This is a genomic window from Barnesiella sp., from assembly GCF_022723415.1.
Lineage (GTDB): Bacteria > Bacteroidota > Bacteroidia > Bacteroidales > Barnesiellaceae > Barnesiella > Barnesiella intestinihominis.
Genome location: NZ_JAIJHU010000040.1, coordinates 1 through 15,173 on the forward strand (window position 1 = coordinate 1; position 15,173 = coordinate 15,173).

General features: G+C 42.8%; 11 protein-coding genes. 3 read left to right on the plus strand and 8 right to left on the minus strand.

What is annotated here, in order from left to right:
- Positions 1–157 precede the first annotated feature (157 nt).
- The 8 genes from QVD32_RS09030 to QVD32_RS09065 all read right to left on the minus strand — a co-directional run bounded on the left by QVD32_RS09030 (position 158) and on the right by QVD32_RS09065 (position 11,939).
- Positions 158–3,007 carry an endonuclease gene (locus QVD32_RS09030; RefSeq protein ID WP_118687549.1) on the minus strand — a complete coding sequence of 950 codons (2,850 nt, stop codon included), beginning with the start codon at positions 3,005–3,007 and terminating at the stop codon, positions 158–160.
- Between the two features lie 17 nt (positions 3,008–3,024).
- Positions 3,025–5,076, minus strand: a complete 2,052-nt coding sequence (locus QVD32_RS09035; RefSeq protein ID WP_021891973.1) for an HNH endonuclease signature motif containing protein — start codon at positions 5,074–5,076, stop codon at positions 3,025–3,027.
- Positions 5,077–5,228: 152 nt separating this feature from the next.
- Entirely contained in the window at positions 5,229–6,455 is a 1,227-nt protein-coding gene (locus tag QVD32_RS09040; RefSeq protein ID WP_021891974.1) for an ABC transporter permease, read from the minus strand.
- A gap of 17 nt (positions 6,456–6,472) precedes the next feature.
- Entirely contained in the window at positions 6,473–7,654 is a 1,182-nt protein-coding gene (locus QVD32_RS09045) for an ABC transporter permease (RefSeq protein WP_021891975.1), read from the minus strand.
- A gap of 32 nt (positions 7,655–7,686) precedes the next feature.
- Entirely contained in the window at positions 7,687–8,691 is a 1,005-nt protein-coding gene (locus QVD32_RS09050; RefSeq protein ID WP_021891976.1) for an HlyD family secretion protein, read from the minus strand.
- Between the two features lie 37 nt (positions 8,692–8,728).
- Positions 8,729–10,183, minus strand: a complete 1,455-nt coding sequence (locus QVD32_RS09055; protein WP_021891977.1) for a TolC family protein — start codon at positions 10,181–10,183, stop codon at positions 8,729–8,731.
- A 688-nt stretch (positions 10,184–10,871) separates the two neighbouring features.
- On the minus strand, positions 10,872–11,000 hold the full coding sequence (locus tag QVD32_RS09060) for a hypothetical protein (RefSeq protein ID WP_262892420.1): 129 nt from the start codon (positions 10,998–11,000) through the stop codon (positions 10,872–10,874).
- A gap of 45 nt (positions 11,001–11,045) precedes the next feature.
- The gene (locus tag QVD32_RS09065; protein ID WP_021891979.1) at positions 11,046–11,939 is read right to left on the minus strand and encodes a DUF8429 coiled-coil domain-containing protein; all 894 of its coding nucleotides are present in this window, start codon (positions 11,937–11,939) and stop codon (positions 11,046–11,048) included.
- Positions 11,940–12,198: 259 nt separating this feature from the next.
- Here QVD32_RS09065 and QVD32_RS09070 point away from each other — a divergent pair, with 259 nt between their 5' ends.
- From QVD32_RS09070 to QVD32_RS09080, 3 genes are read left to right on the plus strand one after another with little or no spacing between them, the layout of a single operon-like run.
- The gene (locus QVD32_RS09070; RefSeq protein WP_021891980.1) at positions 12,199–12,831 is read left to right on the plus strand and encodes a PASTA domain-containing protein; all 633 of its coding nucleotides are present in this window, start codon (positions 12,199–12,201) and stop codon (positions 12,829–12,831) included.
- A gap of 15 nt (positions 12,832–12,846) precedes the next feature.
- On the plus strand, positions 12,847–13,908 hold the full coding sequence (locus QVD32_RS09075; RefSeq protein WP_021891981.1) for an RluA family pseudouridine synthase: 1,062 nt from the start codon (positions 12,847–12,849) through the stop codon (positions 13,906–13,908).
- Between the two features lie 52 nt (positions 13,909–13,960).
- Positions 13,961–15,124 carry a hypothetical protein gene (locus QVD32_RS09080; RefSeq protein WP_021891982.1) on the plus strand — a complete coding sequence of 388 codons (1,164 nt, stop codon included), beginning with the start codon at positions 13,961–13,963 and terminating at the stop codon, positions 15,122–15,124.
- Positions 15,125–15,173 lie beyond the last annotated feature (49 nt).

A 15,173-nucleotide genomic window follows, 5' to 3' on the forward strand; every position in this document is an offset into this window, starting at 1 on the left:
CTTCAATGAACTTCTCTCTCCAACGGCGGCCCCGTGGCCTCCCCGTTTTGCGAAAGTGCTGCAAAGATACTGCCTTTCTCTATTACATTCCAAATTTTTTTCAATGTTTTTTTGAATTATTTTTTAAATAAAATATAACCATATAATATTCTGCATTTTACAGAATTATTTTTTTATTGAATATTTTATTCCTCGCCTCTATTTTTATTATATAAATTCCTCGATCGACATTTATCGCTATTTGGTTTTTCCCCTCAGCAGCCACTGCATATAACATTTGCCCAGATAAATTGTAAACCGATATTCGTTCGGAACCACAAAGAGTCGCTATTATAATTTGCCGTCCCGACACATATACGATCGGATCACATGATCGAACAGATGTAACAGCCGAGATATCGGCCGTAACGGCTCTCTGTACCGAAGACCAATTTGAAACAACATCTTTACATACCGAACGGACTTGATAGCCATACTCTGTCTGAGGAGAAAGCCCCTCTATAACATGAGTCGTAATATTCCCGACCTTTTCCTGAGAGAAAATATCCTTAACACAAGCTCCATAAGTAATCGAAGCATCATCGACAGCTACGTTTCCTTTTTCTTTATGTGCATAAACGACTTTTACCGAAGTTACCTGCTCATCGATCGAAAAGGTATATTCGGGATAATTCTTAGAAGTATCGACATATCGCAATGTATCAATAGCTGTCCAACTATTATCCGATTCTTTCTCAACAACAATGTAGGATCCCGTCCCGGAGGATGCAAAACGATACATAAACGAAAACTTTACTATACCCTCGTTATACCGAGGGGTCTGTAAATATTCTCCCGTATTTTTCAATGCGACCGAAGGAGCCGACACTCCGCTACTTGCCGCAGATGTATAATTACCAGAAGCTGTTCCCTCCCAATTATCGGGCAGAGGTTTTCCGGACGAATCTACTTCGTCAAATCCCTCAGTATAAACATGTTGTTCACCAGTCTGTGTAAAACAAATTATCTCATAATTATCGGCTCCCTGAACTTCTTCCCAATTTATTCGGAAAGTACTATCGGTTATATCCGAGGCATCGAGCAACTGCGGCACAGCCAGAGAATCTGTCTCAAATTGCATGCTGTATGCGGCCTTTACTATACCCAAAGGTATAACAGCGCTCACTTGATAGGTGTAGCGAGTCAACGGTCGCAATTCGGTAAAACGATAGTTTTGTACGAGCCCGATTGACTTATCGGTCTGTATATATTCCCGTTTGTCGTCAAGCTGCATACGAAAAAGCCCTATCCTCGAAAAATCATCTTTCGGAGACGATATCCACTCTTTCCCATTATATCGTGATGTAGGGTGTGTTATCTCGGAACGGCGATACAACGTTTTATCTTGCCCCCAATAAGCTATTTCCCCGGCAACACCCACCACATCAATCATTATACCATCGCGACAAAGCGCAACAGCATCATTCCCATTGAAATTGAGAGGCGAAGTTTCTCCCCCGGGAATAATCTGCGAAGCCTTAGCGATTAACTCCCCATCAGTCGATAGCGAATTTAATAATAAATAGGTCTCTCCGTTATTTAATATAGAAGGTCCTAACGGAGTATCGTTCACGAAAGAACCACTGCCATTAACCTCCATTCGCAAACTGTATGCAGAAAGGTCGACCGGGACTCCTGTTCCGTTATAGATTTCAATCGCTTTATTATACCCCGATCCCTCGACATAAGCCGAAATAATCAAATCTCCGGCAGAGGTATTCCCCGACCAAAGAGAAACTTGGTAATCGATAGCTTCGGGGTAATTAATCCAATGTATCAAAGCCTCGGTGGCCGTAACATCGGATGCCGAGGTTTCTATAAACGAAGGGACTGAAACTACTTGTACCGGTATGCGGTACGGGGTCTCAATGCCCCCTCCCGAAATAATCACCGTATCGCGATATTCTCCTTTCCTCAGCTCTCGACACGATATTTCAACTGTACAACCATCGTGCACTTCTTGTGCCGACACTTCGTAATCGGAAAGTTCAAATATACCTCCTATCGCCCACGAGAGGGACAAAGAAGAGGTGAGGTTGTTTCCCAATATATCAAGTTGTTCGCTTTTATTATCACCCAACATAATCACCCCCATATCCATGATTTGATCCCGACGAGGCAAAGCCAAGAAAGGGAGAGTCTCTGCGGGGAACCTGAACGGGTCTTCCCGATGAGCTCCCCATATATACTCGACCAAATCGGGATAATCTATATAAGGATTTCGATTCCCCTGTATGGTATAAACCGAATCGTTCCTCGCCAACTCTCTTTCGCACGGAGGGTCTTGCGAATGCCACTCCAACAGCATGTCCAACGCCCACTCTTTCCATACCGGATAAGTATTGTTATCGAGCATAGGCGACTGCCAATAGTCACACAAGTTTTCATAGGCCGTTACGACATAGAAATAGGCACGAGCAAAATCGCCCTTATACTCGTCGGCAGGTTCGAAGCAACGGTCGGTATAATCTACTCCCCAACCATTCTTTCCTACCTTCGAGACCCCATTGTCAAAGCCAGAAACTCCCGTGACCTCACCCAACGGCAAATTGTTTTTAGCGGAATTGGCCGATCCGTCTGCCGGGAACAAATGATGCAAATCCCTATAAGCATTATTTTCATAAGCGCCCCACCAACTTTTCGGGAAAGAGTGCTCTATATGCATGCCCCCGACGGCATTAAAGCCATCGAAATAGCGTATTTCATCGGAATACCTGTCCCACACACTGCCATCGTCTTTACGGTCTGTTCGGGAGAAGCCCTCCCACGTGGCATCTTCCCCACTACCATAACCGAGTGTATGCATCGAACTTATTATTTCGTATAATGCAGTTTTCAACTCAGCTCCATGTTTTCCATCGGCCGCATAATAATAGCCCGCAGGAACTGTGGCATCAAGCCGAAATCCCAGAAACGAAATTCCCAATACCCCGAAAATTATCCGGGCACAATTTTTCATAGTACTCATAATACAGATTTTTAATCTCAACGCGAGCTATGCACTCTCACCGTATTTTGTAACGACGGAGATACAACCTTCACGATATAAATTCCTTCGGGCAACTCCCATTCGACCTCCTCGCTATGCAAAATCCGCGAGCCACACAAACGCCCGTCCATCGTATACCACGAGGCAACAGCATTCATCGGGGCATTGAGTATATGCAACACATTCCCAGAGGTAAATATCAAAACACGATCTGCCTCCATATCATCGACAGCAGCCGACCACGTAGAGACTGAAATCGTATTAGACACCGACTGAGCCTCTTCCCCGATATAGGGAGTCACCGTATAATGATACTGCACAACGGGAGTTAAATCGGATACCATATATTCGTTTACATCTCCTACTCGACGAGGATATCCTTCTAAAACAACAGGGGTAGAACCTCCACCGCTCTTCACCACTACGCTATGCAGATAGACCCGATGATCGCTCTTGGCCATCAAGGTGATTGTTGATGTTTTCGTTCCCTCCTTCACCGGAATAGTTGTGGTCGTAGTACCATCGAGGTTAATCTGGCTAATCTCTTGACCATCGACCGAAACAAACAACACAGACAGATCTTCTTTATAAGGTTCGGCCACTACCGTTATCGATACATCTCCGGCCGATAAATCAAGGATAGGAGTAGTAGCGCTACCGTCCTTACTACCCGAACCTAATCGTAATTTTCCCGATTCAACAGCAGTATATCCCTCATAGGTCCACGAATCGGGCTTCGACGAAAACGTCACGTCCAATATGTCCTTCTCAGGAACACTCGACGAATAGTCGTCGTACCACACATTCAATTCATAATCAGTTGCTTCCGATTTCGGAGTCCAAACCGCCACAAAAGAATTTTTCGTAATATCTTTCGCCGGCAATGCGACAAAATCGTCGATAGCCTGCCCTTTCAAATTAACGATAATCGGAGACTTTAACCCACCTCCCGATATTTCCAAAACAGCTTCGTGCGAACCTACTACCGAAGAACGATAGGCTAACTCGACAGTTGTTCCATTATTAACCTCATCGGCTGTAAGTTCCCGACGATTCACCGAAAAGCACTCACTATCATTACCCCCTACTTCAACCGAAACAGCACTCTCGATATTACGTCCTCTAACAGATAGTTGAACCGTTACCGGTGAAGAACTATTCACCGAAGCGATTCCCATATCGACAGTCGATCCGTTTCGAGGAGCCTCGATATACGGAGCATCTCCTCCATCTGGCATAAAGGGGATATTACGACTGTCTCCAAAGATGAGATCGACCAATTCGGGATAATCGATAAACGGGTTCCGATTTCCTTGACGCGACTCATAGACAGCTTCATTTCTATCCAATTCTTTTTGGCTAACGGGGTCTTGTTCGTGCCAACGAAGTAACATATTGAGTTGCCAATCGATAATATGAGGATAATTAGAAACAAATATACTTCCCCAATTCGTTATACGGTTTTGATACCGAGTAGCAAAGTAGAAATAAGTACGCGCAAAATCTCCTTTATATTCATCGTTCGGCTCGAATACCGTACCCGAATAACCGGGAGTCACACATTTCCCCCATTTGGAAAATCCATTTTTCGAGCTCGATGCGCCAGAGCCTACCTCTCCAAACGGATTATTACTACGCATTCCATTTATTTTTCCATCGGTTGGATAGACATGCCACACATCGGACTTCATAGGCGACTGCTCACTAAACCAGCTTTTAGGAACCGAGTGCTCCCTGTTATAGCAATCGCCTTCAACCCCATATGTGCCACATTGATCGGTTCCAAAAGTATAGTTCGTTATATCGGAATACATATCCCACACTTTCCCATCGGAACGTCTGTCTGTCGTTTTATAAAGATTCCACAAGCCATTATAACCTACATCGGTTGCATCGTTTAAGATGGTAGACAAACTTTTTTGCAAATCCTCACCGCTTTTTCCAACAGCATCATCATAATATCCGGCAGGAATCTCTGCAAATACAAAGAACGGAAACAAGCAAGTCAAAACGACAAGCAACAAACAGTTACGTGAAATACAGTTCATTATCTATTATTTAAGTTATATTTTTAGAAAAGGGACGTAAAGATAATAATAAAATATCAAAACCGTTTTAAAATCGATGGATTTCACAAAAAACAACAAAGCCGACTATCTATTAAGATGTCGGCTTCTATCTATATAACTAACCTGTTCTTTCAATCTATCCCTGAATCGAGCACTCCCGAAAAGCCTCGTTTTTTATCTTTCCAAATCTGATACCTATAAACCAAGCAAGTCGTCACAAAATAAACTCCTGTTAGAATCCATAACATCGTATAGGCATGACGCACATCATAAATACCAGCCCCGGCCGTATTCATACGTACAAAGCCTTCTATTCCCCAAGTAGACGGAATGAGAGCACCCAACCACTTCCAGTACTCCGGCATGGCATAACGAGGCCATGTAATACCCGATATGAACAAAAATATAACCGAAGTAAAGACAAACAACAAGAAAGAACTTTCGCGTTCTCGAACAAATATAGATAGCGTCATTCCAAAAAATATAGAAGATAACAAGAACGGAACGGCAAAAGAATAAATTTCTACCTGACTACCTATCTGCGGATATTTAAAAAGCCACGGAATAAAATGTAATATGTATGCCGTACATAAAATATACAAGCTAAAATAGCACAATGATTTGCCTATCACCAAATGCAATACATTATTGTGCATGTGTTCTCGTCCACTGTAAAACAGGTGTAACTGTCGATGTTCATAAATTCCCCCAGCCATCATACCAATTCCCAAAATAAGGCTCTGCTGTAAAATCAACACCAATATGGCAGGCAACAAAAACGATGCCAAACCCGACTCTGGATTATACAAATTAATAGAGCTATACGGAATGGGTTGTGTCGCTACATTGATTTGTTCCTGCGTGGCTCCACCCAAAGCCTGAGTCTGTAACTTTCCTCCGAGGTTCATCGTCACATCGGTCAACGCAATTAAAAAACCTTTGTAATTCAAGAGAATACTCATATCCGAATAGAACGAAACGACACTTTGTTCACCTCGCTCTATTTTTCGACTGAAATCTTCCGGAATAAACAATATTCCATAACAATGCTTTTCATACATCATGTGCTTCGCCTCGTCCATATCGGCACAATACGAAACGATATGCGCATTCGGTGTCGCGTCCATCTCACGAGCGAGCTCCCGGCTCAAAGGGGTACGGGCATTATCCACGACGACCATAGGCACTTCCCTCACTACCTCAGGGTTATACACTGCGGCATATACAATCGGATAAGCGAATGGTAAAGCAAAGAAAAACAGCACGATTCCCAAATCATGAAAAACAGCACGGTATTCCCGCCGCCAAATGTAATAAATGTCGGACAAACCTATTTTTATAGAATGAAACAATTTCATATCATTTTATTTTTACATCACGGTACATATACTTGACGCATCAAAGCCTTTTTCAACCGGGGTAACAACGGAGTGGATGCCACCGCAAACAAAATCAATGCGACATAATGTACACGCGAATAATAAAGAGGTATTCCATTCAATGCCTGATCTACATAAATCAAAAAATAATGCCGTACAGGCAATACATACGAGATAGCTTGGAACGGCAAATACATAGCCGGCACAGGGAAAGAAAATCCCGCGATAGAAAGAGACAAGACTCCCACCAAACCACCGACACTCAACCCAATTCTTAACGAAGGCGCAAAACACATAATAATTACCGCAAAACTCTGTGAAGCGACAACCAACAAGAACATCGCGAAAATCATGTGCCAAATGCTGTTATGCATCGGGAAATGCAAATAACCGTATAGCAACGACAAGTATAAAAGCCCCATCGAAAAAAATATGATCGTTTGGGGAATGAGTTTACCTGTAATAGCAATAATAATCGAATCGTCGGCAGTCCGCAACCATTCCCTCGACGTGGCTCGTTTCATCTCAGATCCGATACTGAAAACCGTAACCAACAGAATCATCAATTGCAATAACCCGGGAAGAAAAGAATTATTCAGATAAACCGAATAGCTAATCCACGGATTGCCCAACGCATGCATATCCGTCGCTATCGGCTGCAACTTAGCCATAATCTGTGACTCCTCGGCTCCCGCAGAAAGTAATACTTGGCGCACGACTGCACCCGAAGCTAACACCGACATGGTTTTGAAACTTTTATATAGCAGCGACGCAGGAATGTAATAGGCATCATTCGTATAAAAAGAAATTTCGGGTTGACGACCGGCGATAGCCTTCGCTTCAAAATCCTCAGGAATAATCAAAAATCCGAAAATATCACCCGACTGCATCAACTCCCGAGCCTCGGTAAAGCTATTCAACTTATAGGCAACATCGACCGACTCCTGAGATCCAAGCTGTTGAATAAAATTCCTAGACGTAGAGGTGTGGTCGTGATCGACAATCGCTACCGGAATCTTATGAGGTAACCCTTCGTGCATCAAGGAAAGCAGGAATATGCAACTGAATAGCGGCGCTCCTACCATACAAAGTACATAGATAGGACGCGAAACCAGTTGTTTCAATTCCCGGACAATAGTAGCCCAAAGCCCCGTTTGATATTCCATTCGTTCTGACATATAGACATTCTCGAAGTTACAGAACTTCCATTTTATTTTTTATCTCTTTTCAACAATACCGACATTCCCGGACGTAGATTATCGACCGGTTCGACCGGACGGGCTTTCACTTGGAAAGTTTTGGCATCGTATTGCCCGGTAACTTTCGTAGCGCGCCATACCGCATAAGATCCCATATCCCGAATATAAAATACTTTCAAAGTCACTTCCTTATTTTCCAATGCCGGAATTATAGCCTGTACTTCGGCTCCCATAGTCAAATTTTCTAACAAGTCTTCCCGAACATTGAACGAAACCCACATATCGTCGAGTTTCAATACATTCATAATCGGAGCACCTAAACTCACCAATTCCCCCACATTCGGAAAAATATCGGAAATTTCACCGTCGGTAGGAGCCGTCAGATAAGAATCCGACAAAATAGACTCGACCTCTGCGACACTACCTTGTGCGGCGGCGACCATAGCGGCAGCGGCAGCCTTATCCTCGGCCTGCGCACCGGCCTTTGCCATTTCATATTGCGATTTAGCCGCACTTTCAGTAGCGACCATTGCTTTATAAGCAGCCTCGGCTTCATCGCGTTTTTGTTCCGAAACTACTCCTTTCTTATACAACGACTGCATACGCTCATACGTCTTCTTGGCGATCGTTAAACCGGCTTGAGCCTGTTGCCACATATCATAGGCAGAATTCAACAGTTCCACGCGCGTACCACTGTCCACCTTTTTATTCTGAGCCTTAGCTACGGTTTCCATAGCCTCGGCCTGTGAAAGTTTCGCCTCTACCAACGAAGAATGAATATGTACCAATGTATCCCCCGCCAGAACATGCTGTCCCTCCTCTACCATGAATTCGACCACTCGGCCGGGCAACTTTCCTGAAACCCGTACTTGTGTCGCTTCGGCTTGCCCTTGAATAATTTGGGGCTCCGGTTTAAGCAAGAATAATCCGATCAAGGCCAAAACAACTATAATGACAATCAAAGCAATGAGGCCTACGACCAAACTGCGCTCTTTCTTTTCTCTTAGATTTTCCATTGTAAATCTGTTTTGCTATTTTTTATATTTTCTATTTTCAATATTTCATAGTGCCCAAAGCCTTAGCCAAATAAACCTCGCAAAGTCGGGTATCGATTTCGGCATCTATTTTTTCCGATTGGGCTTCGAGCCATGCTGTTTGAGCTTCAAGAACATTTGTCGTCGTAAGTACTCCCTCTTGAAATCCAAGTTGCGCATTTCTCAAATTTTCATCGGCTTTCTCCAAATTTTTCACAGCCATTTTATAAGTTCTATAAGCCTCCGAAGTTTTAAAAGCCGCTTGACTTACCTGCAATTCTATCTTTTCTTTCACGTCGGCCAATTCCAACTTGGCAACAACCGCTTCACTCTTAGCGGCACGAATCTTATTGTAGTTCTTTCCCCAATGAAGGATTGGAATATTGAGCATTACTCCCACGCTGAACATACCGTCGAACTCGTTTTTAAATCCGTTAAATACGTTGGGATTAGTAAAAGAATAAGTCCCCACCAAAGCCAACTTGGGTAACATATCGGAAAGAGCCAAGTTTTTCTTCTTTTCATAGATTTTCGCCGCATAATTAAGACTCAACACTTCGTTCCGATTTTTAAAAACCTCCTCCATATTATACGACAACGGAGTCTCCTGCGGAGCTACACGCTCCAACGATTCATCTTCAAGCGTAAATATAGAATTGACCGGCAACCCGCAGATTTGAGCCAAAGCCATACGCGACAAAGCCAATCCGTTATCGACCTTAGCAAGGGTTATCTGAGCGGCATTCAACTTCACGGCCACGGTCAATCCGTCCGACTGAGTCGCAACTCCTTCGGCTATCATCTCTTGTACATGCCGGTTCAACGTATCGAGTAAAGCCGTATAACTCTCGGCCAGTTTTCTCTTATGAACGAGAGAGACCACTTGCCAATAAGCCTCATCTGTCTGATAAATAATTTCCTTCTCGGCCGTATTCTTCTGCGACACCGCCAACTTCTCGGCATATCCGGCAATATCGTTCAATGCCTTTATCTTACCTCCCATAAAAATAGGTTGCGTCAGTGTCACCAACCCGGCATACACATTATGTACATCGAACTCGAAAGCCTCTTTCGGGATCATGGCGACAGTCGACGGTATAGGCTGCCCGTTGTTCAATATAGGTTGCCCGGTCGCCGGGTTAGTTACCACATTATACTTGTATTCTTGACTGGCTAAATCGAATGTCTTTGTAGGCAAATATTGGTCGGACTCCAAAAGCGATATCGACTTTTGATTATACATATAAGACCCGGTAAAATCTATTCCCGGGAAATAAGCTCCCCTAGCCGATTTTTTTGTATAGCCTGCCCCTTTCACCTTTTCTTCGGCTATACGTAGTTGCTTATTATTCTTTAATGCCATCTGTCGGCAAGAATCGAGCGAAACCGGTTGTTGTGCCGAACCCATCAGAAAAGATAACAAGAAGGCTGCTAACAATGCCCTCCCTGCCCATATGCTTCCATTTATTTTCATACGCTTCTATTTATCTCTTACTTTTCTTTAACGGAACTAATACTTGTTTTGCTTATAGTTGCATAAACAATTTTATTTCTTAAAAAAATAATGCACCCGGCATTACACCGCAAAAATACGCCGAGTTTAGCATTAAACAAATATTTAAAGATTTTAGTTTTCTATTTTTACTATTTTTTAAGAATCGGCTTTGAATTGTTCCACGCTGTATTCGAAAGCTATTTTCGAAAGCATTTTTCATGAACGAAAAAAACTCAATAACCAAACGATAGAATGCTACCGAAAATATACTTCATAAGATACATAGAAGAATCATCTCTCTACGCAAAATATCAACTCAGTCGATATTTTCTCCTTTTATACCTCTAACCCCTCAATCAAAGATTATATGATTTTTTCACCCCCCTCGCCCTGCGGGCTCTTCCCCTATTGCTGCGCGACACAGGGGGAGAGGGCTAAAACTCACTTCGGAGATTTCAATAGAGGAGAGGAGTTGAATAATCTGGTACTAACTATGAAGTGAAATGTTTCCGGTTAGGTTCAACTTGTTCAATTTTTTGGGGCACTTCACAAATGAATAGAGGGTTACTTTTAAACTCCTCCTCTGTGTTTTGCACGGCAAAATATAGGGAAGATGGCACGTAGTGACGGAGGGGTTAAATTTTTCAAGAATCTATTCGGCCGCTTTTTAACCATTCATCAAGAAGACAGGAATACACTTATCGACAAGAGATTCATCGCTAAAATTCAAGTCTGCCTCCCCACAAATTATCGACAAAGCCAAAATATCGATAAAATCGGGAAGAGCTTTACCCATACTTTCACATCGGCCCGATTCTCCAAACAAATACAGAGGCGGAAGCTATTGTTTCAAAGTGAACGAACGAGTCCCTATCTTATAGTTATCGGCAAAGATATCCACGCGATATTCCCCGGGATATAAAAATTCTTCCACGGCCCAATACATTGTCACGTCATTCAATTCTTCACCTGTATATTCAATCAATTTTCGGCAAGAATAATTTATTTCACGATCTTCAAAAGGAAATACATCGGCCCTATCTTTCACCAATACATCTCCATCGGGTTTTACAATACGGGCATAAATATATTTCTCACCGACTTCGGCCGTTACATTTTTGGCTATGGAGAATGTTATCTTTATTTTATCGGTCTTTTTAATTTTTTTTGCAGTTTTTCCTCTCGAATCTATCGGAGTCACCACAATACCTACGGCATCGAGCTTTGCCGCTAATGTTACCTTTTCGGTCAATTCCTCTCGTTCTTGTTTCAATTGACTTGCTGTTTGCGCTACCTCTCTATACCGCCGGGTCACCTTCGCATTCTCTTCCCGCAACTGTTTATTGGCAACATTCAACGAATCGATTTGCATCACATAATGACGCATAATTCCCCGCAGCGTAGTCAACTCCCGCTTTAATTCCTCGATACGAGCCGAACTCGTATTTTTCACAGTCCGCAACTCTTCCAACAATCGTTGAACTTTCACCTTCTCGGCATCGAGCTTTTCGATCAACGAATCGTTATTGAACATCATCTTCTGTCCCTCGAACTGATCGTACTGGGCAGCCAAATCGCTATATTCTTTTTCAAGCTCGCTCCGCTGTTTGTCTATCTCCACTTGCTCCTTGAAATCGGACATTGCTTTATGTTGCATGTATATGAAAATCCCGGTTCCCAACAATGCGACGACCAGAACAGCGATAACAACCCATACCAAATTACTCCTTTTCATAATATACAGAAGCTTATTTTTTCTTGCAAAAGTAAATCATTATCGAATATCAATCAAGAACAGACAGATTATTTAAGTTATAAATGTTAAATTATATTCTTCCTCAAATTCGAAAAAGGAATCATGCAGCTCTTCATTTCACCAAAGAAATATTGGAAGGACAAAATCTTTTTGTCATAAAAATAATTAAGTTAACACCGTTGCAAGCTATTTTCCCTATCTTTGTGAAATCTTAGATAAGTTATGCACCTAAGCGATTATGGGAAAAATAATTGATTTTTTCAAAAAGCACCCGATAATCAAAACGTTAGTATTGATGATTATCGTTTTTTTTCTGCTGATAGCACTCACTCTATACGGGTTAAAGCTATATACACGGCACGGGAAAGCGGTCATTGTCCCCGAGGTCAAAACAATGATTTTACCCGATGCTCTACGCATTCTCGATCGGGAAGGATTTCGGTACGACATAATAGACTCTCTGTTTATCGACGGTGCGGTTCCGGGCAGTGTCATCGAACAGACCCCTGCGGGCGGCAGCAAAGTAAAAGACGGTCGAATTATTTATCTATCGATCAACGCTTACTCCCCCAGAATGATTTCTTGTCCAAAAGTCTCCGATATGTCGCTTCGCCAAGCTCTTTCCACCTTAGAAAGTGTAGGGTTGACAGACATTAAAACACAAAATGTACCATCGGAATACCCCGATCTCGTTATCGGTATACAATACAAAGGCGAAAACCTCGAACAAGGAGATAAAATTCCTGCGGGAAGTTCCTTAACTCTACTTGTGGGAGACGGCATACCCGAAGAATATCCCGACTCGACGATCGACGAGATTCCACAAAATGCGGAAGAAGCACCTCTCACCGATGAAAGTTGGTTTAACTAAACAATCTCGAATGCAATGAACACTTGCGACGAAGACATAGAAGCCGATGACAAAATCATCGCAGAAGAAGGTGAGCGGGAATTGTATGAACACTTCCGGTTCGTGGCAGACAAAGGACAAAATCTATTACGAGTAGATAAATTTCTCGTAGCACGTCTCGAAAGTTCTTCCCGTAACCGGGTACAACAGGCAGCCGAAGCTGGCTGTATTCTCGTAAACGGGAAAGCGGTCAAGTCGAACTATCGCGTAAAGCCGCTCGATGTCGTGTCTGTCGTCATGGATCGACCCAGATACGAATTCGAGATCATACCCCAAGACATACCGCTCGATGTCGTATACGAAGACAAAACCGTCTTGGTTGTCAACAAACCGGCAGGATTGGTCGTACACCCCGGACACGGGAATTATAGCGGGACACTGGTAAACGCTCTGGCATACTATTTCCGGGATACCCCCGACTATGATGTAAGCGACCCCCGTTTGGGATTGGTACACCGTATCGACAAAGACACTTCCGGATTATTAGTCATAGCCAAGACTCCCGAAGCCAAAACAAACTTGGGATTACAGTTTTTCCATAAAACTACCCAAAGACAATACGTAGCTTTGGTATGGGGTATTATGGAAAATGACGAAGGAACGATAACCGGAAATATCGGTCGTAGCCTCAAAGACAGATTACAAATGACCGTATTTCCCGAGGGAGACTTCGGTAAACATGCGGTAACTCATTATAAAACCTTAGAAAGATTGGGATATGTTTCTATCGTCGAGTGTAAGCTCGAAACTGGGCGGACACACCAAATTAGGGTACACATGAAACATATCGGACACACTCTTTTTAACGACGAACGTTACGGGGGAGACCAAATTCTCAAAGGAACGACCTTTACCAAATACAAACAATTTGTACAAAACTGCTTTGAAATTTGCCCCCGGCAAGCCCTACACGCCAAAACTCTCGGATTCAAACACCCCGTAACAGGAGAAGAGATGTTTTTCGATTCCCCCATACCGCAAGATATGACCTTGCTGTTTGACAAATGGCGTAATTATACGGCCAATCGAGATATATAAAACATAAGAATAAAAACAATAGACGGTTCTATACCTTAAAAATATTAATGTTATGGAATGCCCAAAAGAATTTGACGATATTCGACCTTTTTACGACAGTGAATTTCACGACAAAATGAAAGTTCTGGTTACAGAACCCGGATTCGAGCACGCTGTTCGTTACGTACTCCGCGACATTAACTACGAACTATTCTGCCAAGAATTGTTGACTATCGACAACAAAAAAGACTTTCAATTACTGGTTATGCGCTCTTTCCTAGAAGGGCTAACTCAGAAAACCACCAAAGGACTTACCGGGAACAATCTCGATGTACTCGATAAGGCAAAAAGCTACACATTCATGTCCAACCATCGCGACATTGTGCTCGATGCCTCTCTACTCAATCTGCTACTCATTCGAAACGGAATAAAAACCAGTGAAATAGCCATCGGAAACAATCTGCTCATATACGACTGGATATCCGATTTAGTTCGGCTCAATAAGAGTTTTATCGTCAAACGAGACGTAGGCGTGCGCCAAATGCTCGATGCCGCCCGACAGCTATCGGGATACATACATTTCGCTATAACGAAAAAAAACGAATCGGTATGGATAGCCCAACGGGAAGGCCGTTCGAAAGATTCCGACGACCGCACACAAGAATCTCTCATTAAAATGTTAGGCATATCCGGAGAGGGAGACCTCATCAATAATTTGAAAGAAATAAACATTGTTCCGGTCTCCATATCCTACGAATATGATCCCTGCGACTATCTCAAAGCACACGAGTTCCTGCTCAAACGAGACAATCCCGATTTTAAAAAATCCCAAAGAGACGATTTGCACAGCATGGAAATAGGTCTACTCGGCTTCAAGGGTCGTGTACATTTTCAAATATCCCCGTGCATCAACGACGAACTCGACAAATTATCGGCAATCGACGAAAAATCGGAATTACTGTCCAACATACTCAAAGTAATAGACAAGGCCATTCATACCAATTATAAAATATATCCCGGTAATTATATCGCTTACGATATTCTAGACGGACAGAAACGTTTCGCCGACCGTTACACAAATAAAGACCAAACCACTTTTGCCAATTACCTAAACTCACAATTGGCAAAAATCCCCGACGTAACGAGTAAAGACAAAGACTTCCTAAAAGAGCGCATTCTCTCCATGTACGCCAATCCGTTGAAAAATCAATTGATAGCATTAGGGCAAGAAGCCTAAATGACAACACAATAAGGAAACGATGAGTGTTTTCAACGCAACACTCATC

What these genes read in the sequence shown, in the direction of transcription:
- QVD32_RS09030 (WP_118687549.1), bottom strand. Translation starts at nt 3,007, where the DNA reads ATGAGTACTATGAAAAATTGTGCCCGGATAATTTTCGGGGTATTGGGA.
- QVD32_RS09050 (WP_021891976.1), bottom strand. Translation starts at nt 8,691, where the DNA reads ATGGAAAATCTAAGAGAAAAGAAAGAGCGCAGTTTGGTCGTAGGCCTC.
- QVD32_RS09060 (WP_262892420.1), bottom strand. Translation starts at nt 11,000, where the DNA reads ATGGGTAAAGCTCTTCCCGATTTTATCGATATTTTGGCTTTGTCGATA.
- QVD32_RS09080 (WP_021891982.1), top strand. Translation starts at nt 13,961, where the DNA reads ATGGAATGCCCAAAAGAATTTGACGATATTCGACCTTTTTACGACAGT.
- QVD32_RS09070 (WP_021891980.1), top strand. Translation starts at nt 12,199, where the DNA reads ATGGGAAAAATAATTGATTTTTTCAAAAAGCACCCGATAATCAAAACG.
- QVD32_RS09055 (WP_021891977.1), bottom strand. Translation starts at nt 10,183, where the DNA reads ATGAAAATAAATGGAAGCATATGGGCAGGGAGGGCATTGTTAGCAGCC.
- QVD32_RS09040 (WP_021891974.1), bottom strand. Translation starts at nt 6,455, where the DNA reads ATGAAATTGTTTCATTCTATAAAAATAGGTTTGTCCGACATTTATTAC.
- QVD32_RS09045 (WP_021891975.1), bottom strand. Translation starts at nt 7,654, where the DNA reads ATGTCAGAACGAATGGAATATCAAACGGGGCTTTGGGCTACTATTGTC.
- QVD32_RS09065 (WP_021891979.1), bottom strand. Translation starts at nt 11,939, where the DNA reads ATGAAAAGGAGTAATTTGGTATGGGTTGTTATCGCTGTTCTGGTCGTC.
- QVD32_RS09075 (WP_021891981.1), top strand. Translation starts at nt 12,847, where the DNA reads ATGAACACTTGCGACGAAGACATAGAAGCCGATGACAAAATCATCGCA.
- QVD32_RS09035 (WP_021891973.1), bottom strand. Translation starts at nt 5,076, where the DNA reads ATGAACTGTATTTCACGTAACTGTTTGTTGCTTGTCGTTTTGACTTGC.